Here is a 23,233-nt window from a genome sequence, read left to right as displayed (position 1 = left end):
CATTATATAATCGGAGGTTTTTTACTAAAAACTAACCCTCAGTAATTCAAACCAATTTAAATTAATCCTTATAAACTGATAGGACTTTTAGTGTTCCCTAATATATTTTCTTAGTCACCAAGCAAATTTAGTTTTTTAAAGATTTTAAAAGGGAGGCGTTAGGGAGACAATAGAGAAGTTGACATCAGAATTAGCTAATTTGTGGATGGCTAATCAAGAATAAACTATGATTCTCAAAATATTGGAGCATTTCATAGAGCACGCCAATGATGAAGAAAAAAAACTGTCACTGTCTCATTATAATGATGCTTCCATAAACGTAGAGATGAACCATTTATTGGACAAAAAAAACACGCATTTTCAGCGTGTTCAAGAATCCTTATCTTGATCGTGAAATTTCAAAACAGCGATTACAAACATGCCAAAACTAAGCATCAAGGACAGAACTTCGAATGTAGCCATTTATTAATCGCCTCCTTACTCCTATCCTTCCCTGAGCCAAGCTTGTCCCATACTATAGTATAAAAAAATAAATAAAACTGCTCACACCTATATAATTTTTTTAGCTAACGCTGTAAAGACGCTTAAAGATAAGCCGTTATTTAATTGAAGATCGTCCAACAATAATTTGCTGATTAGCTGAATAAAAAGTTTAATTAATGGATCCTTATCCATAAAACTTCACTTGAGAAGAGGCTACGCTTTGTTAAGCAATCGCACTCGTTAGTCAAACAAGGAAAAACCATACGTTAATTTAGCATCTAACGAGGCAATATAATTATGTGGGATATATGATAAGATGTTTTAATCAATATTTGGGGTTAGGGAGGATGTTACAATTGTCAGATGAAAACAAAAAAAATATAATTTATCTCATATCAGGTCCGCTCGGGGTTGGGAAATCAACAACTTCAAAAAAACTTGCTCAAACTGTTAAAAATTGCGTCCTTCTTGAGGGTGACTGTATACTACATATGTTTGAACACGGATCAGTTGCATCATGGGAGGACCGCTTAAGTCTAACTTGGGAGAATATCCTTGCTTTAACGAGGAATTTTATTCAACATGACTTCAATGTCGTGATTGACTTTGTTGTAGAAGATGAACTTGAGTGGTTTTGTAAACATATATCAGATTTACAGGTAACATTGAAATATATCGTATTAAGAGCAGATAAAGAAAAACTAAGCGAACGTTTACATATAAGGGGAGATTACGATTCATTAGAACGCTCATTGTTTTTGTTGAACAAACTGGAATCAACTCCCTCAAATAAACAATTTATATACGATAATACGCTAAGAAATACAGCAGAGATAGTAGATGTAATCATTAACGACAATGGATTTATTGTTAATATTAAAACCAGTTAGTCTTGAGCTAACGATAAAAAAATGATCATAAGAAAAAGGGGTACGGAAACGATTCGAGGAATAAGGGGCCACGTGTGAAAATATTTCCAATTACTATAAATTATTTTTTTCCATTTCTTTTAGTTTACGATAAAACGCTGCCTGACTTACCTTTGTAATTGCACAGATCTCTTTTACTGTTTTATCTGTTGTTTTTCGTAATTCCATAGCATGATTCATCCCTGGATGTTTATCTGTATATTTTTTTACCCTTCCTCGATATTTGCCCTTTTGCTTGGCCAATTTTATTCCTGAACGTTGCTTTTCTTTAATCATTTCACGATCTAGCTCACTAAATGCTGCCATTACCGTTAAAAAGAACTTACCAGTAGGTGTCCTTGTATCAATTCCTAAGTTTAGGATAACAAAATGAATGTTCCTTTCACGAAGTTGTTCAACTAATTACAGCAACTGAACCGTGTTTCGACCAAGCCGATCCATTCGCGTCACAACTAAGGTATCACCAGAAGCAATCTTGGAAAGAAGTTCATCCAATTGTTGCTTCTGTTTAGAAACACCACTGATTTTCTCCTTCACAATTTCATCTACTCCAAATTTTGTAAGCTGTTCAATTTGGGTATCAAGATTTTGATCTTGTGTACTTACCCTGGCATATCCATAGATCTATTTCTTCCTCTTTTAATATGTATTTTTGATAAGTGTTATTGAGAGTCTATCAAGCTAATGATATCAAGGAGCCAAGATAGTATCAATAAGGTGCACCTTATTGATAAAAAATAGACTGAACGATAAAAATCGATCAGTCCATAAATAATTGATTTGCTCCATTAAAGCCTTGAATAACTAATAAGTTTTTTATTAGCTAGTATTGAAAAGTTTGTTTATTAATCCTCATCAATCTCATCTTCAAATTCAGAATTTAATACAATAAATTCTTTTAAGTTAGAAGCTAATTCTTTACAGTTTCTGTTTCACAAGGACGCTAATCTCCGCAGCCGATGCCCAGCCGTTAACACCCGCCGTTGCTTCGAGCTTGACATATGATTCATCTGTCGGATCAAAAGTTGCTAATTTCTTCGAATTGTTGTTTGCCCAAGTTCCGCTTGCAACTTTAGTAAAGGTCACTCCATCTGTACTTACATAAACGTTATATCCTGTAATATTTCCGTTGATGCCTGATGGCCTTGGTAAATACGCGACCTTATCGATTGCGTAAGTTCCTCCAAGATTTAAGGTGATCGATTGGGAAAGAACAACAGATTTATCCCACTTTGTATGCCAAAACGTTTGAGTTTATAACTCAAGTCATGCTGTAATCCGTTTCCTCTATGCGGCAGAACATCATCGTTACCGCCCATAGACTTCAAATTCATAAATATTTGCTGTTCCTGTTTCCGCATAATTTTGCGGCGTCGTAATATAAAGCCTTACATACCTTGCGGTGGATTTCGTTATATACCTGTCTGTGCTGTTTGAAACATTTCCGGTTACTGAATCCAGATCAGTCCAAGTAGTTCCATCCAGGCTTCCCTGAAGCTTATAATTTTTTGTATTCAGGGATAAGGTATCTCCGCCTTCTCCTGCATGCTTTACTACCCACCTGGATATATCATAATTTTGTCTAAGATCGACCATCAGCCATTTGTCTCCGGTCGTATTGGAAGACCACTTTCGGCCGCTTTCAGCCGATCCATCTACTGCCTTGGACGGTTCGTATCCCGCCACACTTCCGTTGGCTGTAACCTTCTTATTCAGAACCAAATTTACCGGAGCAGGATCGAAAGCTAAAGTGGTAACTTTTAATGGGCTGCTGGCCGCTGAAACATTTCCTGCTGCATCCCTGGCTTTTACAGTAAATTGATAGGTCTTATTTGCTTTCAGTCCTGTCACTTTATAGTTCGTACGCCCTGTTGTGGATCCAATCAGTGTATCTCCATTATAAATATCGTAGCCTGTAACACCTACATTACCCGTAAAATTATCTGTAGCTGCATCCCAAGACAGAATGGCCATCTTGTTTGTTACTACTTTCGTTTTGATATTGGCTGGTGCGGTAGGCACTTGTTTATCTGCTGCAAGTGCATCCGCAGTATAATTATTTATGGTCCAGGTAGTTACCGTACTTTTTTTCGAGTAGTCCCTTCCATGTATTACCACCCTGTCAGCATAAACATCTAAAATCAAGCCTTGACTTGAATCCTTGATAGCTCCATCTCTCATCATTGTAAAGTACTGTTTATTATAGAAAGTACCCGGTAATGTGAGAGGATAATGTATATGTCCCGTTATGAAAACACTTTGAGGATATTTTCCAATAATGTCCTTTAACTTTTGATCTTGTACCTCGTCACTTTGATAAGGATCCCAAGGATATTCCTCATATACGGTATTATCTAGCGGCTGATGAAGGAAGATAAATATCGGTTTATCTAGACTTGCACTCTCCGCCAGCTTATCGCTTAACCACTTCATCTGGGTATCCGAAATATATGCACTGTCTTTATCATCAGCCTCCGTTGCCAAATAGATGAAGTGGTTTCCGTTTATCCACTTATCATAATAAACACCTGGCATACCAGTATGTGACAAAAATCTGTTTTTAGCAGTTTCAAATCCTCCCATCCACCTTACATCATGGTTCCCTAAAATATAGTTACGATCAAGTTGAGGATATTTATTCATTGTTTTCATAAATGCATTATATTCTGCATCGGTTCCATATTCAGTAAGATCTCCAACAACGCTAACAGATTGTACATTATTACTAATTGCGTCCTGCAATGCATTGTTAAGTGTCACATCGTTCTTATCACCTTGTGCATATGAATGTGTATCAGAAATGGACATAAAGCTGAATTTATAGCTGGTATCCTTCTCTGGTGCTGTTGAAGCAAGAACAGTCACATTGATGCTTGCTGACAATTCTATATTATTCGGATTTGTAACCCCTGCAGGCTTATCTACTGTTCCCGTAACCGTGAAACTCTGCTCGGTTTTTATGGACGGATCGTAGCCTGAATCAGCTATATCCCAGGTTACAGATGCATTTACATTACCGGCATCGGTCACAAGTACTACTGTGCTAGGCAGTCCAAGGGCCACCGCTGTAGGCGCTGTTCCGTTTACTACACCTGTAATCGCTGCAGGTGCTGTGATGCTGGTAAGTGTCTTTGGCTTTATTTCTACTGGATAAGTTACTGTTTTACCGCGTACTGTGACGGTTAGTATCTGGCTGGCTGCTGCAGCGGAACTGTTGAAGCCGCTTACGTCGGAAGCTCTAACTTCCTCCGCCCTAGTCGAACCGTCAATATATGTGCCAGTGACTTCCATACCCGTAATATCAAGGCTCTCTCCAATACGGTATACAGTCTTTGCTGGTTGTTTTGTAAGCTCAATGCTGTTCAATGTCTTTGAAAACTGAAACCAGTTGAGGTTGGCTACATATGTTTTTCCTGCCGCTACCTTGAATACAAGGTATACATCATGAATTCCGGTAACATTGGCGATATCGGTGGATTGAGTCTGATAGACACTCCAGTTGTCCGCTGCTGTAGCAGCGACGTTAAGTGTTCCCGCTAAAGGACCTGTCGGACTGTCAAGCCTGATTTCAATATTACCTCCTGCATTTGATCCCTTAACTGAAAGTCTTGCACTTAATTTCGTAGCGCCATTAACGTCGCTACCAAAGTCAATATTGTTATATACTAAATACTGGTTGTCATTAGTACCTCCTATACATTGTCCACCATCTGAGCAAGCTTCGACTTTAAGGTAGGCACCCGACTTGGAACTAAAGCTTTCTGCTTCTGTCAGACTATATGCATCGCTTGCTGCATGCACCGGCATATAGCCAACACTGATGCTGAGTAGGAATCCACCTATCAGGATAAATGAAAATAATGAGTTGTTAAACTTCGTTAAAGTAACCATAAACATCTCCCTTGATTTTTTTTATTTTTTCTTTCTCCCTTTGTTGCCTTGTAAAAATTTCGATTAAAAATACGCTATGAACATTGATCTATCAAAACGACGTAGTTTATTTTTTGAAAAAAGATTGATCAAATCCTTTAATCCTCTCATGTTGACCACATTTTTAGAATAAAGTAAGTTCGATAAAAAATATTCATAAATCTTGATTTATCAATGTTCTTATAAAATATGTACTATATTTTAATCAATCCTTTTTATAAACGGTGTAACTTTTTTACAAACAAACGGCCGAACATTATTTCACCCCCCTTCAGAATAAAATTTGCTTTTCTGCTTAATGGTAAGTGGTAAATATTAATAGAGTTTAAATCTAATGTAAACATTTTATAATATCGATATATTGATATTATGTTATAACAATATAATTCAAAATTTAAATCCTGTGTAGACAGGATTTAACGAATATTCAAAATAACAAACGCATTGTAAAATATGGACTAGTTCCCTTTATCTGCATTTTTTGTTCTCTGCTATTCGACATCATAATGTTATGACAATAGATTACCCAAAAAAAATATCTATTGCAATACATTTTTTGAAATTTTAGAATTTCTCCTTGGTCGAATTAAGGTCAATATAATAACGATATTGGTCTCCAATATAATAGCATTCTGTATATTCTGCAAAATCAATATCTTTACAAAAAGTTTTTTTTACCCGTTTTAGGACTGGAGTATCTTCTGCAATATTTAATTCCCTTATTACTTCTTCCGTTGGCTTTACTGCTTCTAGATATTCTTTAATCTTCGAAATGTGAATACCTTTTTCATTTAACATTTTGGATAACGATCCATAATAATCCTTTGGGTCTGTTGGTAAAATTACAGTTGTTTTAATAAACGTTTTAAAATAGACCATTACATTATTTTCGGTACCTCGTACCCGTCTTATCTCATATACATTTTCCCCTGCGGAAATATTTAATTGCTTCGCAACATGCTGGTCTGCTTGGACTATTGATATCTTTGCTCTTTTAGTAGTTGCTTTTTTACCTAGTTCATTCATTTCAAAGGTGAAGCCTCTAACATACGTATAATAGTTATTTTTTTCTTCAATCTGCTCGTTTTGATCTAATACGAAAGTACCTGTTGGTCTTTTTCTCACTAAGTACTCTTCCCAAACTAATTCATTGATGGCTTCCCTAACAGTAATTCTACTGACGTCATAGGTTTTACAAAGCTCTAACTCAGAAGGGATTTTATCACCTGGATTCCAAACCTTGTTTTCGATTTTCTTCTTGATATCATTCTTCACCTGAATATAGAGGGGTGCCGCCTCTTTACTTGTATCAAGTTTCATTTTCTGCAAATTCCCTCCCAAACATCAAATGCTTTTTACATTCTTTTCTTCACTAATATACGATAATTTTCAGCTCTAGTAAAATAAAGAGAAAGTGTCTCACTGAAAAATTCAGAAAGGCACTGCTGCAATTCTTTACTTATTATACGTAATTTTGAGCCTAACTCATTTGAATGGGAAACTTACGACTTGCGCCTGTTTTATTACCAATTAGTTTTCTTTCGCTTGGGGCTACACCAAAGTGTTCTATCAACTCATTGTTATTCCAATTTCGTTTCATAAATTACATTCCCTTAATAATAAGAACTGATTCCTTATTTGAGCCCTTATGTGACGGCACATGTTAACCGATTTGGGAAATATCGTATTGATCTCAATCGTAAACCCCCGAAACTTCCATTCGATGTGCCTGTAGCAAAAGAAAAAAGTATATCCTCAATATAATGAAAAGGAGTAATTCGAATGTTAGAAGTTGAAAAAATTCGATGGATGATGAACCGATGGGATTCAAGATGGTGGGACGAGGACTCATGGGAAATTTACACCAAACTTCGTGATGAAATGTATGCCACGATTTCACCTCTGGAATCTCATCAACTCTTTTAAAATATCCTAGCTTTTGTACGGATTTGATTAAAACTAATAAAGCTAATTGTTGTAAGGTTCCTTTAGATTTCGCCTCTGTCCAAGCTATTTCTGTTCGTTGTGGTATATAAACTTCATCTAATTCTTTAACTGTCAGGTTGCTCTTGATTCTAGGGTAGGTGGTATCCTGAATACTCGGCAATTTATACCCCTTCTTTTTGTAAAAATTTTTTGATAACTTCATTTTATACTAAAATAAAAAACCTATCATTGGAGATAGGTTATCTTAAATTACTATATTTTCCAGAGTGACCCCTCAAACAGCGAATCGTTTCCGTACCCCAAAAAGGTTCAAGTTTTGATTCTTTTGTACTTCTTTTTGAACTAATGCCCTGAGAAAAGAGCCAGTAAGGGCCAAAAATATAGTAACATTGTTTTAACCCTTTAGTCTTTTTTATAGGCAAGTATAGATACCAACGAGGTTATCTCTCGGCTTTTCATAGAATTTAAAATTACTCTTGATTCAATTTCTTCTCAAAAATATTATACTTTAAGTCTGCTACATTTTTAATAAACGCTTGATCATGGGATACAAATACGATTGTCCCTTCATATGCAGCTATAAATCGTTCTAATGCTTCGATGGCATGGATATCTAAAAAATTGGTTGGTTCGTCTAATACTAAAATGTTGTATTCTCCTAAGAACAGCTGACAAAGTTGGAGGCGAATCGCTTCTCACCACTTAATGACTTCACACTTTTCAGTATATCTGTGCCGACAAACTGCATCGAATGTAAAACACTTCGTAAAAATCCTTCATCATAATCGGAGCGACTTTTCAAAAATTGTAATACTGTTTCATCACTTGTAAACTGATAGCTCATTTGACTGAAATAGCCAACTTTTGCTTTGGGCGAAATGGTTAAACCCGCACCATCATTAACAATATGTTGAAGCAATGTCCTTTTACCACTGCCATTTGCACCAGTAATGGCTATTTTTTTACCGAGTGGCATCTGGAAACTCACTTCATCCAGTAACACTTTATCCTTAATTTGGAGAATTAATCGGTCTGCCATAATTGGGAACTTATTATGCAATTCCAATTTTTTTGACTGGCGGAACACGATTTGCCTTTCCTCTTGTACAGCTTCAACTTCTTGAAGTTTTTCCATTCTATGCTCAATTGCTTTCGCAGCACGTTGCATGGCTTTTTGGCTCGTCCCTTTTGATTTCGTCATAAACGTTTTGTTAGGTTTTGCATTCGCTTCTTTTTTTGACATGCTTCCAGCTTGAGCAATTTTTTCAGCCTTTTTCATTTTTTCCTGCGCTGCTTTTTCTAGTCGACTCTTTTCTTTAATGAATTGTTCATGAGCTTGACTCTGTTGTTCACGTTCTAACTGCTTCTGTGCCATGTAATCGCTGTAATTTCCTGAATATATGACAACCTTTTCATCATGTATTTCCCAAATAGTTGTGACGAGCTCGTCTAGTACCGCACGGTCATGACTAATTAACATAAGCGCTCCATAGTAATATCGTAATTCATCTACTAAAAAGGATATGCCATTTTGATCCAAATGTGTTGTCGGTTCATCAATTAGTAACATTTCGTAATAATGAGTAAACATTTGCGCAAGCTTCAGCCTTGTTTGCTCCCCACCACTAAGCTGTTCTGAATTTTTTGGAACTGACAATTTTCCAAGTAAAGCTAAATCAGCTGCTTCAGCAGCAGGAGCTTCAAGTTGCTCAAAATAACCACATTCTACGTGACGGTTTACCTTTCCGCTTGATGGTTGAATTTTACCTGCAATTAACTTTAATAGTGTACTTTTCCCTGCACCATTTTTACCGACGATACCGATTCGGTCAAATTGATGTACAGCTAACCGTTCAATCTTTAATATCTCTTTATCTAAATATGTCACTTCGACATTTTCTAATTCAAAACATATTTGTTCCATTTTTGCTACCTCCCGAAATTTTATGATTTCGTATCGATAGCTATGATCGATACGAGCTTCTATTTCAAGCTCGTATCAATAAAATAATAAGAATTGCAATGTTTTCATCCTCCTACTTCGCCTTAATTGCTACCACTGCATTAAGAATAATTAAGACACCTGTTAATGAAAATAGTATGGCTACACTTGTTAATTCCATAAATACTCCAGCTAGCACATACCCAATTGGTGTCGCCAGCAGAGATAGACTTGTTGCAAAACTGAATACCCGCCCAAGTAAATGCGGCTCTATTTCTGATTGAATACAGGCATAGAACGGAGCTGAAAATAATGGACCAGATAAACCAACTAAACCACTCAGCACAATAAATACATAGAAAAGTGACGGTGAGAGCAAACCAGAAATGAATAATGCAACGCCCATTAACATCATCCCAGTTGCCATTGTTTTGATTTTATCAAAACGTTCTCCTAGGACACCTATTATCGTCCCCCCACTATTAAGCCAATCGCAAATGCAATCTCGACTATCCCTGCTTCTACTACACCTTTTTCAAAATGATTACGTGTAATAAGTGGAAAGTAAGTGCCGAGAGGAATATATAGGACAGCTGCCACTGTCATTACAATTGTTAACTTTAGTAGAAGAGGATGCTCCACAATCGCAAAATACCCTTCTTTCATTTCAGTAATAAAGCTACTAGAAACCCTGTCTTTTGTTATTGACATTCTTGGAATACGAATAAACAGCAAAGAAGTACAAGCAATAGAAGCACCTAAAACATCTAGCAATAACACCCATTCAAGCGAGTGAACTGCAAGTAATGACATACCTAATGCTGGTCCTGCAATATTTGACACAGAACTCACCGTCTGTCCCCAGCCAGCAACATTTGTAAGATGCTCTTCAGGTGCAAGCAGTGGGACTGAAGCTTGCATTGCCGGCATATGAAAGGCAGCTGCCAGTGAACGAATGATTAAAACGAGTACGGTTAATGCAATACTTGGTTCGCTAAAATACATCGATGCAAATAAAAGTAAACTTCCAAGTGCCACAGTCATATCAGCCAGAATCATCAACATTTTTCGCGAGTAACGATCCGTCAATGTTCCAGCAAATGGTCCAACCAATGCTTGCGGCAAAAATCCAGCTAACCCTGCCAGTGTTAATACAAGAGGAGAACCTGTTGTATCGGTTAACCACCAAATAATACTAAATTGAACTGCAGAACTACTCAGTAATGAAAAGAACTGCCCTGTATAAATTGCAAATAATTTTCGTTTCCAGTTTTTATTTTCCATATTAATTGATACCTCCTAAAATTTACGTATCGATTCTTCACCGATACGAGCTGAAAACTAAAGAAAGTATTAATAGAAAAATAGCATCATTATATAATATCCCTCCAATTATTTTTTTAAAAAAATAAAAAATCACAGGCAATCTGCCTGTGATTTGGAGTAAAGGGAAAATGGCCCATCCTTTTGATAAGGATTAAGCAAAGGTAGCCGTCATCAAATAAACCTCCCGTTTGCTAAAAAAGAAAGGAAATCACAAAAAATAAAGAAAGGCAGAACGAACCGCCTTTCTTCACAATACATGATTGTATTTGATATGAAGATTATTAAAAAAGGACAGACTGATCCCGTTTACTCTGTATATACAAACAGAGTCTTTGAATGTATTAAATTACTGGTTCAAAGATGGGAAACGAAGTCTCATAGAGTGTGTCATTTTTTAATAATCCTCCTTAAAGTTTAAAAGTACAATGATTATTATAAATTTCCTCTTAAAAAAAGTCAAAGCTATATAACATATTAACTGATTCGATGGCTATAACATGTATCTAGCTTCATTTCTTTGTATATTATTAATCCCCTTTAAATTGGAGATAGTTATTATTCTTCTAAATACCTTTTTTGTAAATAGTATGGAAAAGACGTATCCCCCTAATTGCATTAATCAATGTGAATGACTATTTATTTCCTCTTCTTTTTTCAATTTCTTTTTTTACCAATGGTACTACCTTTTCTTTGACTGCTTTTTGTACCTTTGGATCACTTATTAATTTCTTAATTATATTTTTCAACTTAATCATCCCTCCGGTTTTGGATTTAACTAATATGGTGCGTATGTTCAACGCTAACTTCAAAAATCACAAGGATTTAATATAAAACCGTTCCCTATTGCTTTTATCATACAACTACAAAAACTGTACAGTCAAACGTTATGGTGTAATAAAGGCTAAAATTAGTTATTGTAAGAAAAAATATTGAAATTCCTTCGTTGCTTCGACACAAATTTTTATTTCTTCAATCTCCAATTCAGCAAAAAGAAAATGAAGCGCACTTTTGATAAGTTAGTTCCGATTACTTGTTTCCGTTGAGCAGAAGAAGCAGCTATATATTCGATATTCCCCTCTTTAATTTTAGGACTTCCTTCGACAGATACATATCCAGACAGGTCAGAATCATTCTCATTTTCTTATTATGATCATCTAATTTATTTATAATTTTTCTACCCAATAGTAGCCTTAGGGAACAATAATCTACCAAACTCCGGATCTTTGATTCAAGCGTTATCACTGCCGGTTAAGAATAGTTAGTAAGAATACTAGTTCAAATGAACAGAAAAGCCAGAACTGATATTATATTAATTTTCCTATGTTTATGCAGTTTTCTTTAGATATACATGTTTCATAGCAATATCCATTATTGCGTCCTCAAATTCCTCATCATACATTCCTTTAACCGATTCATATAACCCTGAAATAACATTAAGAAAAATCATATCTGTTAAATATTTACGATTAGTTTTGTTATCCAAATGAACGATTAGTTTACAGTTATAGCATTCAACATCCTTAATTGAATGAAATATCCCTCCAATCGTCAAATACTGCCTACCGTGAATCATTTCGCTCTTAACCAATTCAGCATTTGTAAACACAAAAACACCGCACTTTCTTATTGTTTTATATAATTTATGCGCGGCATTTCATTAATATGATTCTTCTAAATTTTTCTAAGTGAGATTCTTATTCTTCCATAGTTATACCTAGTCGAATTAATAAAAAAATGTCAAAGAGTCCTGGGACTTTGTTCTGCAGCGTCCAGATTAAAACAGAGGTTATCCAGTCGCCTCATCAATGGTTTTAGATTTGGCCTGGATGACAATCACTGGGCAAACCGATTCGATATATTTAAGAATCAGGAATGGTGATTACCGCTGCATCCTTGACAGAGGAGCGGCGAATTAAGATAACTAGAAGACCGCCTCCATGGTGATTTTAGCTCAAATGTGCTAAAAAAAGTTTAGTTATATCTTCCTTAGGGAACAAAAACTATGTAGTTATCATCTAAAAAAAGGAGGAAGTCGATGAATATGCATACTAAAGTAGTAGGCGTTTTCCGGACAGAAGATGATGCAATTGACGCGATTAAAGAATTAAGACACCAGGGTTACAGTGAAAATGAGATCTCAGTAATAGCAAAAGATAAAAAGGAAGTAAAACACATTCAAGAAGAGACAGGATCAAAAGCTTCAGAGGGAGCTGCAGTTGGTGCTGGTGCAGGAGGTATTCTAGGCGGATTGGGTGGCTTGCTGCTTGGTGCAGGTGCTCTCGCTATTCCTGGAATCGGTCCGATTGTAGCCGCTGGACCAATCGCAGCTGCTTTAGGAGGAGCTGCAGTCGGTGCTGGTGCAGGCGGTCTAGTTGGAGCTCTTGTCGGTTTAGGGATTCCTGAAAAAGAAGCGAAAGAATATGAGGAAGCCGTAGAGGGCGGTGACATACTTGTTCTTGTAGAAACAAATGAAGTAGAGCGTCACAGACAGGTAAACGATACATTCCGTACGTATCGTTCTACAAATGCTCATCGTTATGAAGATTCTTATTCCAAAAAATAGGAGGAAGATTAAAAGTGAAAAACGACATTATGGAAGGCAAGTGGAAACAGTTTAAGGGTGAAGCCCAAAAACAATGGGGAAACTTAACGGATGATGATTACGATCAGGCCCAGGGCAACCGTGAAAAAATGATAGGAAAGATCCAGGAAAAACACGGAAAAACAAAAGAAGATGCTGAACGTGAGTACGATGACTGGTATAGCAGAATGGGACAATATTAAAAAATCAAATTCCCGTCAATTATGAGCATGGCGGGGATTTTCTTTTTATAATCGTGTAATGCTTAAGTTTGTTTTGTCTAATGCTTTCACAAGCTCCACAAGCTATTTTCCGGATCACTTTTACTGATCATGGAAGCATAACTTTTTATATAACGGGAAGCCACTATACCTACAATGGTTGGTACTTCCATTTTGAAGAGATGGAATTTTTCAGCGTCCGTCCCTTCTCGCATTGAACAGATCTTTATCCAAAATAACCTTTAGCGTTTTCCCATATTTACAATAATAAAGATAAAGAAAGCAGCACCATTGTTTAAGGTTAGACACAAAAATGCTAACCATCAAATTGATGATTAGCATTTAAAAGAATTTGGATAGATATATAACCTATTTTAATATTTTTTAGCCCCTAAGTATCTCTCAGACCAATAGGAATTGTTCATTGACGTAATAGTTACACCTTTAGAAGAAGAACTATGTATGAATTGATTATTCCCTAAATATATACCTGCGTGAGAAGCCCCTGTCTTATATGTCTCAAAGAATACTAAATCTCCTGCCTGAGGTGAAGAAGTCTTAACCCCCTGCTTATAAATATCTGCTACTGTTCTAGGAAGCTTTTTACCTGCACTTTCATTAAAAACATAATTTAAGTATCCGCTGCAATCAAACCCTCTTGGAGACATTCCGCCCCAAGCATAGGGTACATTTAAATATTTTTTTGCAGTAGTCACGATATTGGACTTATTCTTTACTATTGGCTGACTTACTTGCTTCCCTAAAGCTTTATATGTATTTTTACCTGCTATTCCATCTGCTTTTAATCCTTTAGCTTTTTGGAACTTAATAACAGCGCTTTTTGTAATAGGACCAAAATATGTTGTTGTTGATTTATTAGTAAAGTAACCCTTTTTTTTCAATGATTCTTGTAATTGTTTTACATCTGAATGGTACATCCCACTTTTTAATGTCTGATCACCCAATGCAGCACTACCAACAACTGGACTGCTTAATAAAGCGCCTGTTAAGACAAACGATGCAATTAATTTTTTCATGCTTTACCCCCATATTACTAACTTGCTATTTTCTTAATATTAGCATCATTAAGTAACAGCAATATTGTAATTATATTTCAATTACTTTACAAAATAATGCAAAATTTGCGCGGATTATACATTCTTCGCTATTATTGGAATTCAGAATTAACCGAAAAAAGAACCCTCCAGATATCAGGAGAGTTCTTATTAACTCATTTTTTAGCCATGCTGTTGAACTTACTTAGTGATAAGAACTGCCTGTGTGGCCTCTGATAATACTTTTTGGCTGACACTGCCTAAGACCCACTTCTTTATTCCACTTAGTCCTCGGCTTCCCATAACGATAAGGTCAATGTTGTTCTTTTCTGTATACCCGCAAATGGATGCTGCTGGGTCACCATCTAATAGGACTGCAGTTACCTTAATATCAGGAGATACTGCTTCTTTAGCTTTTCTTAATATAGCCTCACCCTTACTTATCTCAACTTCTTCAGCTCTTTCTACTTCTTCCTGAATAATTTGAGTGCCTGCTGCACTTACGGGGTATACTCCACCATAAAGTGGCAGGTGGGTTTCATTCTTAACATAAATCAACGTCAAGTCTGCCCCATTGTTCCTTGCTAGCTCAGAGCCTTGTTGTAACGCTTGCTTACTGCCCTCTGAACCATCAATCGCTACTAATATCCTCTTATAAATCATAACAACCTCTCCTTGATCTGAATTATAGAGACATATTTTTTCTTTATTTAATTACCTTTACCCTATCTCTTCAGAACCAACACATATTGCCCTTAACTGTAAATAATAGTTATCTGATGGAAAAATAAACACTAAAAAACCTTCTCTTGAAAGAGAAGGTTATGATTATAGTTGCTTGTCAGCTTCAGATTGTTAATAAAGTACAGCTCCACTGATCGTCAAACGAGACCTGTCATACTATATACCGCAATGACGAAGAAAACCGCTACTGTCTTTATAATGGTGATCGCAAAAATATCGCGGTATGCTTGTTTGTGAGTCAATCCTGTTACTGCAAGCAGCGTGATGACAGCTCCATTGTGAGGCAAGGAATCCATTCCTCCCGAGGCCATCGCGACAACCCTATGCATGACTTCCAATGGAATGTTGAACTGTTCCGCAGCTTTGTAGTATTGATCACCCATCGCACTGAGCGCAATTCCCATGCCGCCGGATGCAGAACCGGTAATACCCGCCAGCACATTCGTTGTAACCGCTGAGTTGATGAGCGGATTTGTGAATGTATGAGAAATGCCGTCCCGGACAACGCCGAAACCCGGAAGCGATGAGATTACGCCTCCAAACCCGTATTCGGAAGCAGTGTTCATGACTGCAAGTAATGCGCCACTGATGCTCGCATTTATTCCTGTCTGGAAGTTCAAGACAACTCCCTTAAAATTATAGGCCATCGTTGCTATTATTCCAATGATTAATGCCATTTCAACGGACCAGATGCCAACTACCGCTGTCAAATCAATCTTGCCTAGTGCGTCGAGCCCGATCGCTGAAAAATCAAAGCCGTTCGGATACCATTTAGGCAGCGAAACAGTAAAGACTTTGTTCATCACTCCTACTAAAATAAGCGGAACAAAAGCCAAAGCCTGTCGCCATGGACTCACTTTTACAGGAGGAACATCAAGGGTTGGCAGCTTCATTTCAGCAGTCGCTGCCATTTCTTCATTCGCCTGAACAAAGCCTGTGTATCCCTCCCCCGCTGCCTTTGCTTTTTTGACCCTCGACTGCAAATATAAGATCCCTAAGACGAAGACAAAGATCCCGCCGATAATTCCCAAGGTTGGTGCCGCGTAAATGGTTGTCTTAAAAAAAGTGGTTGGGATTACATTTTGAATTTGCGGTGTTCCCGGCAGTGCGTCCATCGTAAACGAAAGTGCCCCAAGAGCGATTGCTCCCGGAATCAGACGCTTCGGAATATTCGCTTCTCGAAAAAGGTTTGCTGCAAAAGGATAGACCGCAAAGGCGACCACGAACAAACTAACGCCGCTATAGGTCAAGATCGCACACATCAATACAATAGCCAGCACCGCTCGTTTTGCACCAACGAAGTGGACGATCGTTTTAGCGATAGATGCTGCAATCCCGGACATTTCTACAAGCTTTCCAAAAATAGCCCCGAGCAGGAATACCGGAAAATACAGTTTGATAAAGCCGACCATTTTCTCCATGAAAATATTTGAGAAGAATGGCAGAGTATGCGATGGATCAGTAAGCATAACTGCGAGCAATGCACAAAGAGGCGCGAATAATATAACCGAAAACCCCTTGTAAGCGACAAACATTAGCAATCCTAGGGATAATAATATAATGAATAGTTCCATTTCGTCACCCTGCCAATTCATGAAAATTCTGTCAATTTACTTGTGATAGATGCCTTGCCTCCAGTGAAGGCAGGCAAGACTTTCAATGACAGTTAATTTGTTACCTTACTGTAGCGGCGTACCCGAAGCAGCGCTTGCTCACGGTGTCCGGCAAAATTCTCAATCCCGCATAGCCGTTCAGCGTATTGACCAATGAACACACTCGCTTCTGGAGTACATTCCTGGTATGTGCACGTTTTTAAGAATTTACCAACCCAGAGGCCGCCTGTGTATCGGGCTGCTCCTTTTGTCGGCAAGGTGTGGTTCGTGCCAATGACCTTATCCCCGTACGCCACATTGGTTTCCGGACCGAGGAAAAGTGCACCATAGTTATTCATCTTATCCAAAAAGTAACGCGGGTTCTCAGTCAGCACTTCTACATGCTCGTAAGCTAGTTTATCAGCCTCCACGACAGCCTCATCCAGGCTATCTACTAAAATAATTGAGCCGTTTTCTTCCCAAGCGATACGGGCCACTTCTGCCGTTTCTAATGTCTCTAACTGGCGCTCAATTTCTTTTACCGTTTCAAGAGCCAGTTTTTCCGAAGTCGTGATCAACGCCCCAGGTGAGGTTGGACCATGCTCGGACTGTCCTAAAATGTCACAAGCGACCATCTCGGCATCCGCGGTCTCATCGGCAATCACCAGCACTTCAGTGGGACCAGCTAGAAGGTCAATGCCGACACGACCGAATAATTGGCGTTTTGCCTCTGCTACATAGGCGTTGCCCGGTCCTACAAGCATGTCCACTGAGCCAATCGTTTCAGTGCCAATCGCCATCGCGGCCATTGCCTGCACACCTCCAAGGATATAGATTTCATCTGCACCCGCTAATGACATCGCTGCAACTGTGGCTGCAGGGATGTCACCGTTTATTGGAGGGGTACAGCCGATCACCCTTTTCACACCTGCTACTTTTGCTGTCAATATACTCATGTGTGCGGATGCCACCATCGGATATCTTCCGCCTGGTATATAGCAGCCAACGCTTTCAACAGGGATATTTTTATGTCCAAGAATTACCCCAGGAAGCGTTTCTACCTCGACGTCTCTGATGCTTTCTCTTTGCGCTTGCGCAAAGCGCCGAATTTGTTCCTGTGCAAATTGGATATCATTGATTGTTTCTTCGGGCACTAAGGCGATGATTTCTGCGATTTGCTGCTGTGAAAGCTTAAAATTCTCCGGTGACCATTTATCAAACTTCTCAGAGTAAGACCTTACGGCAGCATCGCCGTTTTTTTCAATATCCCCAATTAAATTTTTCACAGTTTCATATACTTGCGCTTCATACGCAGCTATTTCTTCTTTGCTCTTCCCTATCTTTAAAAACTTTGCCATCCTGATTCTCCCCCTTTAATCGTCTATTAATAACGTGCTGTCAGCACTTTTTTGCGCGTATAAAATTCGACACCATCACGGCCGTTTGCATGAAGGTCCCCATAAAATGACTTCTTATATCCTGAGAATGGGAAGAAAGCCATTGGAGCTGGGACGCCCAAGTTAATGCCAAGCATTCCTGCATCAATGTCATCGCGGAACTGGCGCACTGCCTTCGCGCTGTCTGTATACAGGCAGGCACCGTTTGCAAATTCCGATTGATTGGTAATTTCAATAGCTTCTTCAAGTGTGCTGACTCGAACGACCGATAACACTGGGGCAAAGATCTCTTCATTCCAGATTTTCATGCCTGGCTTCACTTCATCAAAAATCGTCGGCCCAATGAAATATCCATCTTCATTAGGTGATTCATCGGTGCGGCCGTCGCGGATCAGGCGGGCTCCTTCCTTTTCACCTGCTTCGATGTATTGAATCGTTTTTGCTTTATGGGAGTCACGGATAACCGGACCTAAAAATACCCCTTTTTCGATCCCGTTGCCAATTTTGATTTCATTCGCTGCCTTCACTAAAGAATCAACAAGCTGATCCCCAATTTCACCGACTGCCACTACGACCGCACAAGCCATACAGCGTTCACCGGCTGAACCAAATGCAGCGCCGAGAATGTTCGTGACGGCAAGGTCAAGATCTGCATCCGGCAATACAATCGAGTGATTTTTCGCACCTGCAAGAGCTTGTACACGTTTACCGTTGGCTGCAGCAGATTTATATACATATTCTGCAACCGGCTGTGAGCCAACGAAGGAAACGGCTTTCACTTTTTTATGGTCAAGAATCCCGTTCACTACTTCGTGTGCTCCGTGCACCACATTCAGGACACCATCCGGAAGCCCTGCTTCCTGAAATAATTCTGCCAATCGATTGGCGAGTAATGGCGTACGTTCGGACGGTTTTAATATAAATGTATTTCCGCATGCAATGGCGAGCGGGAACATCCAGCAAGGGACCATCATCGGGAAGTTAAATGGGGTAATTCCTCCGACGACTCCGATTGGATAGCGGTACATGCCGGATTCGATGCCAGTTGCGATATCCGGAAGCTGAGTGCCCATCATCAATGTCGGAGCGCCGGCTGCAAATTCAACACATTCAATCCCGCGCTGCACTTCACCATAGGCTTCGTCATAGCTTTTTCCATTTTCCTTAGTAATCAGGCGGGCTAGTTCCTCCCAATGCTCGATGAGGAGCTGCTGGTAGCGGAACAGAATCCGTGCACGCTTTGGCACGGCTGTCGTTTTCCAAGTCTGGAACGCTTCTTCTGCAATGGCGACCGCCCGATCCAGATCCTCGCGGTTTGAAAGTGGTACAAGGCTAAGTATTTCCCCTGTCGCAGGGTTGGGTACCGTCTCTGTTTTATCTGAAGTGGAAGCCAACCACTGTCCTCCAATAAAGTTTTTTAGAATTTGAGTAGCTGTATTCGAAGTCATTTTATGATCCTCCTTATTAGTAAAAGTGTTTATAAATTTATCGTTTGAGATGGCTGAAAGTCATAGTTATAGCAATGTTGGTATAACTCAATCATTTCCAGAAGTTTCGGAACCCTTGGGTTATTGCCAGGGCTACCGCTTGCAAGGGCATCGGTAGCCATTTTTTCAACGACCTGTTCGAATTTTATTTCATCTACTCCCCATGCCTTCATGTTTGGAATCTTTAAATCAGCGCAAAGCTGCTTAATTTCCTTGATTGTCACATCAGCAAGCTCTTCGTTCGATAGCGCTTTCAAATCTGGTGCAATAATACGTCCTAGTTCTGCCAATGAATCGATTGCATATTCTTTTGTAAATTCCAGAACGGCCGGAAGCAGCATTGCATTGGATATACCATGAGGCACATGGAATAAAGCCCCTATTGGACGGGACATCCCGTGCACCAGCGTTACAGAGGCGTTGGTAAACGCAAGACCTGCCTGCATTGAGGCAATTGCCATTTTCTCTCTTGCTTCGAGATCATTACCATTCTGATAAGCAGTTCTTAAGTATTTCATGACACTTTCTATAGCTGCCGCCGCCATATTTTGTGTTAACGGCTGGGAAAGGCGCGATATATAAGCCTCAATTGCATGGCACAGGGTATCAATCCCCGTTGCAGCTGTTACATGGGACGGCGTTGAAAGCGTAAGTGTCGGATCAACAATCGCCACAGATGGAAGAAAGGCATGATGTTTAATCATCATCTTTATATCTAGCTGTGTATTAGTGATAACGGTTACATTTGTTACCTCTGAACCTGTACCTGCAGTCGTCGGAATGGCAATCAGCGGTAGTGGATTTTTATTAATGGAAGTTTTCCCTCCCAAATCGCCTATATAGCCCTCATTTGTGGCGAGCACAGCCACCGCTTTCGCTGCATCAATGCAGCTGCCGCCTCCAATTGCCACGATTACATCACATTTTTCTCTTATGCAAAGATGAAGTGCCTCGGTGACATGCTGATCAGTTGGTTCACTGTTGACATCCAAATAGGAGACAAAAGTTAGATTGTGCTGTTCGAAATACTCGATACAGCGTTTAACATGGCCCAGTTGTTCCATGATCCGGTCACTTACAAGAAGCACCTTGCTTCCATGTTCTGCTGTTAGCCTGCCAAGCTGGCTGAGTGAATTTTGACCGTAAAATACAGCTTTAGGCATACGAAACTCTGAAAATTCTTTCACATTTTTCCCTCCTTGCATCTGCTTACTACATAATGATGCAAGAAGCGTGCCAACTAAAAAATCTGGTTAAATAGGCGGTTTTCACCTCTGAGTGTTCGCCGTTCTGGACACTTATGTCCGGATTATGTCCGAATTTCTGACACTTTACCTCATTAGGTTGTACTTTTTTAATTTTTCATAGAGAGTTGACCGCTGAATGCCAAGTTTTCGTGCTGCCGACGCTTTATTTCCATTCGTCTCAGAAAGTGCTTTAATGATGGCATCTCTTTCACTGCTCAAGATCCTTTCTTTCAATTCATCTAGCACATTCTGCTTAGTATCCAATTGGCTGGGCAAATCTGCTGAAATAGGATCGCTGAGAAAATGGACAGGCAGATCGTCTGCAGTAATTTCCTGGTTTTCTGATAAACTGACGAGCATTTCAATCGTATTAAGAAGCTCCCTAATATTCCCTGGCCAACCGTATTCACATAGTAATTTCATGGCTTCTGGCGATAAAAACTTTTGAGGCATGCTGAACTTTTCACAAAACGCGCCAAGGTGATGCGAGAGCAAGGCGGGAATGTCTTCTTTTCTTTCTCGCAGCGGCGGAAGGTTCAACCGGATAATATTCAGGCGGTAATACAGGTCTTCTCTGAAGGTCCCTTTTTTGACCATGTCTTCGAGATCCCGGTTGGTTGCTGCGACGATGCGTACGTCCACCTGCTGCAGCGATACTCCGCCAACACGTTCCACTCCGCGATCTTGCAGCACTCGGAGAATTTTTGCCTGCATCGGCATTGGCATGTCCCCTATTTCATCGAGAAACAATGTCCCTTTGTGCGCCACCTCGAATTTCCCGGGCTTTCCACCCTTGCGCGCGCCTGTAAATGAACCTTCTTCATAGCCAAATAACTCTGCTTCAAGCAGGTTTTCTGGGATAGCCGCGCAATTTACGCTGATAAAAGGACCTTCCGCAAAAGGACTTAACTGATGAATCGCTTCAGCAAAAAGCTCCTTTCCCGTGCCGCTTTCTCCTGTAATCAAGACTGTAGAAGGAGTGGCTGCTGCTTTCTTTGCAGTCTTTTTTACAGAAAGGATCGCTTTACTGTTTCCAATGATTCTTTCAAAATACCCGTTAATCTTGAGATGTTCCTGGGAAAGCAGATTGTTATTTGCCACTTTACGCGATAATTCCTGCATACGACCTAAGATGTTATATAGCTCGCTTACCCCTTCAAAAATAAGCATCCCGATTGCTCCGATTACTTTTCCATCTTTTCGGATTGGAATTCGGTGAACGACCATATCCTGACCTTGTATGCGCTGGATATAACCTCTTTCCTCCACTCCGGTAACACTAACAATATGTAAGCGCGTATTATCAATGACCTCGGTCACATGCTTTCCAATCACTTCTTCTCTGCTTTTTCCGATAAAACGGCAATAAGCGTCGTTAAATTCATGAACGACACCAGCTGAATCAATAACAGCGATTCCTTCGTAAGCGCTTTCCAAAATAACACTTAATGTTTCTGCTGTATGAACAGTCTCTTGCAGTTGTGCCAGGCAATGAAAATATGAATGAAGAATATCTGTCCTGGTTAAAATCCCGACTAGACACCCTTGTTCATCCACAACAGGCAAGCGCCCAACAGGAATTTTCCAAGCATCCGAAATCGAATGTTTGGGCCCTATCACCACAATGGACGTTTTCATTACTTCAGCAACAACCGTATCTGGGGATCTTCCTTCTGCAAAGCATTTCATCAATCCAGACTTTGTAATCAGTCCTATAACATGTCGGTCCGGCGATATGACAGGCAACCCGTCAATGTTATGGGTATCGAGCAGGGTAATTGCCTCTCGTAATGTTTGGGATTCCAACAAGGTAATCGGATTAGATGTCATCCATTTATAGACCGGCTCTTCATTTTTCACTTTATCGTAATTGGCTTCCGCATTTTTTTTATAATCTAAAAGCATTTCTCAGACCTCCAAAATCGGCAGCCTTCCTAAAAACAATCTGCCAGGTTGGCTTCATTATACACGAAATATTCAGAAAATGTATTGTTTTTAGACACCTGTCCATTACATGGACACTTTATCCAACATCAGGTGTGCTAAAGAACAAAAAGAGGCATTGCGGAATTCGCAATGCCTCTATTCTTCAGAAGACCTAGAGTACAGGTTCTTTTTCTTCTTTAGTTGTTTTATAGCTATATCCATAGCGTCCATAATACGAGCATAGTCTCTTACTCAAAGCAAGCAATATGTCATTAACTGAGGCTACTCCATCAGATAACTAATAAAGTTTTGATCATTTGGGTTTGTTAACCTTAAGCTTGAAATGGTTATTGGCTGCATTAATAGCTTGGGATGTAAAACCTCATGTTGACACAAATAATCCATTTTCATCAGAAGGGTTTGCTC

Annotated in this window: 17 protein-coding genes and 3 pseudogenes; 4 read left to right on the top strand and 16 right to left on the bottom strand. The window is 39.3% G+C overall.

What is annotated here, in order from left to right:
• Positions 1–369 precede the first annotated feature (369 nt).
• Complete coding sequence (locus tag K8L98_RS25045) at positions 370–462, bottom strand: putative holin-like toxin (RefSeq protein WP_243551443.1); 93 nt, start codon at positions 460–462, stop codon at positions 370–372.
• Positions 463–839: 377 nt separating this feature from the next.
• Between K8L98_RS25045 and K8L98_RS25040 the strand changes: the two genes are divergently transcribed.
• Positions 840–1,373 (top strand): P-loop nucleotide/nucleoside kinase family protein, encoded by a 534-nt coding sequence (locus tag K8L98_RS25040; protein WP_243551441.1) that lies wholly within the window; start codon positions 840–842, stop codon positions 1,371–1,373.
• 93 nt (positions 1,374–1,466) lie between these two features.
• On the opposite strand, the pseudogene K8L98_RS25035 reads toward K8L98_RS25040, so the two are convergent.
• The 4 genes and pseudogenes from K8L98_RS25035 to K8L98_RS25020 form a co-directional block, all read right to left on the bottom strand.
• Positions 1,467–2,036, bottom strand: a pseudogene (locus K8L98_RS25035) (recombinase family protein).
• Positions 2,037–2,330: 294 nt separating this feature from the next.
• Positions 2,331–2,651: pseudogene (locus K8L98_RS25030) on the bottom strand (discoidin domain-containing protein); the annotation flags it as partial.
• 69 nt (positions 2,652–2,720) lie between these two features.
• Complete coding sequence (locus tag K8L98_RS25025) at positions 2,721–5,303, bottom strand: carbohydrate-binding protein (protein WP_243551439.1); 2,583 nt, start codon at positions 5,301–5,303, stop codon at positions 2,721–2,723.
• A 603-nt stretch (positions 5,304–5,906) separates the two neighbouring features.
• The gene (locus K8L98_RS25020) at positions 5,907–6,662 is read right to left on the bottom strand and encodes a GntR family transcriptional regulator (protein WP_243551437.1); all 756 of its coding nucleotides are present in this window, start codon (positions 6,660–6,662) and stop codon (positions 5,907–5,909) included.
• 462 nt (positions 6,663–7,124) lie between these two features.
• Here K8L98_RS25020 and K8L98_RS25015 point away from each other — a divergent pair, with 462 nt between their 5' ends.
• Positions 7,125–7,268, top strand: a complete 144-nt coding sequence (locus K8L98_RS25015) for a hypothetical protein (protein ID WP_243551435.1) — start codon at positions 7,125–7,127, stop codon at positions 7,266–7,268.
• Positions 7,269–7,759: 491 nt separating this feature from the next.
• Here the strand turns inward: K8L98_RS25015 and K8L98_RS25010 are convergent.
• From K8L98_RS25010 to K8L98_RS26945, 4 genes and pseudogenes are all read right to left on the bottom strand, one after another.
• Positions 7,760–9,213 (bottom strand): annotated as a pseudogene (locus K8L98_RS25010) (Msr family ABC-F type ribosomal protection protein).
• A 112-nt stretch (positions 9,214–9,325) separates the two neighbouring features.
• Positions 9,326–9,643, bottom strand: a complete 318-nt coding sequence (locus K8L98_RS26635; RefSeq protein WP_275976780.1) for an MFS transporter — start codon at positions 9,641–9,643, stop codon at positions 9,326–9,328.
• Positions 9,644–9,696: 53 nt separating this feature from the next.
• On the bottom strand, positions 9,697–10,515 hold the full coding sequence (locus K8L98_RS25005) for an MFS transporter (protein ID WP_275976778.1): 819 nt from the start codon (positions 10,513–10,515) through the stop codon (positions 9,697–9,699).
• A gap of 388 nt (positions 10,516–10,903) precedes the next feature.
• Positions 10,904–10,948: an erythromycin resistance leader peptide gene (locus tag K8L98_RS26945; protein ID WP_169095632.1), complete on the bottom strand. Its 45-nt coding sequence runs from the start codon at positions 10,946–10,948 to the stop codon at positions 10,904–10,906.
• Positions 10,949–12,592: 1,644 nt separating this feature from the next.
• On the opposite strand from K8L98_RS26945, the gene K8L98_RS25000 reads away from it, so the two are divergent.
• On the top strand, positions 12,593–13,120 hold the full coding sequence (locus tag K8L98_RS25000) for a general stress protein (protein ID WP_243551433.1): 528 nt from the start codon (positions 12,593–12,595) through the stop codon (positions 13,118–13,120).
• Between the two features lie 14 nt (positions 13,121–13,134).
• Complete coding sequence (locus K8L98_RS24995; RefSeq protein ID WP_243551430.1) at positions 13,135–13,341, top strand: CsbD family protein; 207 nt, start codon at positions 13,135–13,137, stop codon at positions 13,339–13,341.
• Positions 13,342–13,733: 392 nt separating this feature from the next.
• On the opposite strand, the gene K8L98_RS24990 is transcribed toward K8L98_RS24995, so the two are convergent.
• The 7 genes from K8L98_RS24990 to K8L98_RS24960 form a co-directional block, all read right to left on the bottom strand.
• Positions 13,734–14,396 (bottom strand): C40 family peptidase, encoded by a 663-nt coding sequence (locus tag K8L98_RS24990; protein WP_243551428.1) that lies wholly within the window; start codon positions 14,394–14,396, stop codon positions 13,734–13,736.
• A gap of 219 nt (positions 14,397–14,615) precedes the next feature.
• The gene (locus K8L98_RS24985; protein WP_243551426.1) at positions 14,616–15,077 is read right to left on the bottom strand and encodes a universal stress protein; all 462 of its coding nucleotides are present in this window, start codon (positions 15,075–15,077) and stop codon (positions 14,616–14,618) included.
• A 218-nt stretch (positions 15,078–15,295) separates the two neighbouring features.
• Positions 15,296–16,732 (bottom strand): GntP family permease, encoded by a 1,437-nt coding sequence (locus tag K8L98_RS24980; protein ID WP_243551424.1) that lies wholly within the window; start codon positions 16,730–16,732, stop codon positions 15,296–15,298.
• Between the two features lie 92 nt (positions 16,733–16,824).
• Positions 16,825–18,108, bottom strand: coding sequence for a histidinol dehydrogenase (gene hisD, locus K8L98_RS24975; protein WP_243551422.1), 1,284 nt, complete (start codon positions 18,106–18,108; stop codon positions 16,825–16,827).
• Positions 18,109–18,134: 26 nt separating this feature from the next.
• Positions 18,135–19,595, bottom strand: coding sequence for a CoA-acylating methylmalonate-semialdehyde dehydrogenase (locus K8L98_RS24970; protein WP_243551420.1), 1,461 nt, complete (start codon positions 19,593–19,595; stop codon positions 18,135–18,137).
• Positions 19,596–19,624: 29 nt separating this feature from the next.
• A complete protein-coding gene (locus K8L98_RS24965) occupies positions 19,625–20,821 on the bottom strand; it encodes an iron-containing alcohol dehydrogenase (protein ID WP_243551418.1) in 1,197 nt (398 codons plus the stop codon).
• Between the two features lie 144 nt (positions 20,822–20,965).
• Complete coding sequence (locus K8L98_RS24960; protein WP_243551416.1) at positions 20,966–22,786, bottom strand: sigma-54-dependent Fis family transcriptional regulator; 1,821 nt, start codon at positions 22,784–22,786, stop codon at positions 20,966–20,968.
• Between the last annotated feature and the right edge of the window lie 447 nt (positions 22,787–23,233).

The sequence above is a fragment of the Metabacillus dongyingensis genome, from assembly GCF_019933155.2.
Lineage (GTDB): Bacteria > Bacillota > Bacilli > Bacillales > Bacillaceae > Bacillus_P > Bacillus_P dongyingensis.
The sequence above is the reverse complement of the archived record's forward strand: the minus strand, read 5'-3'. Positions and strand labels throughout refer to the sequence as shown.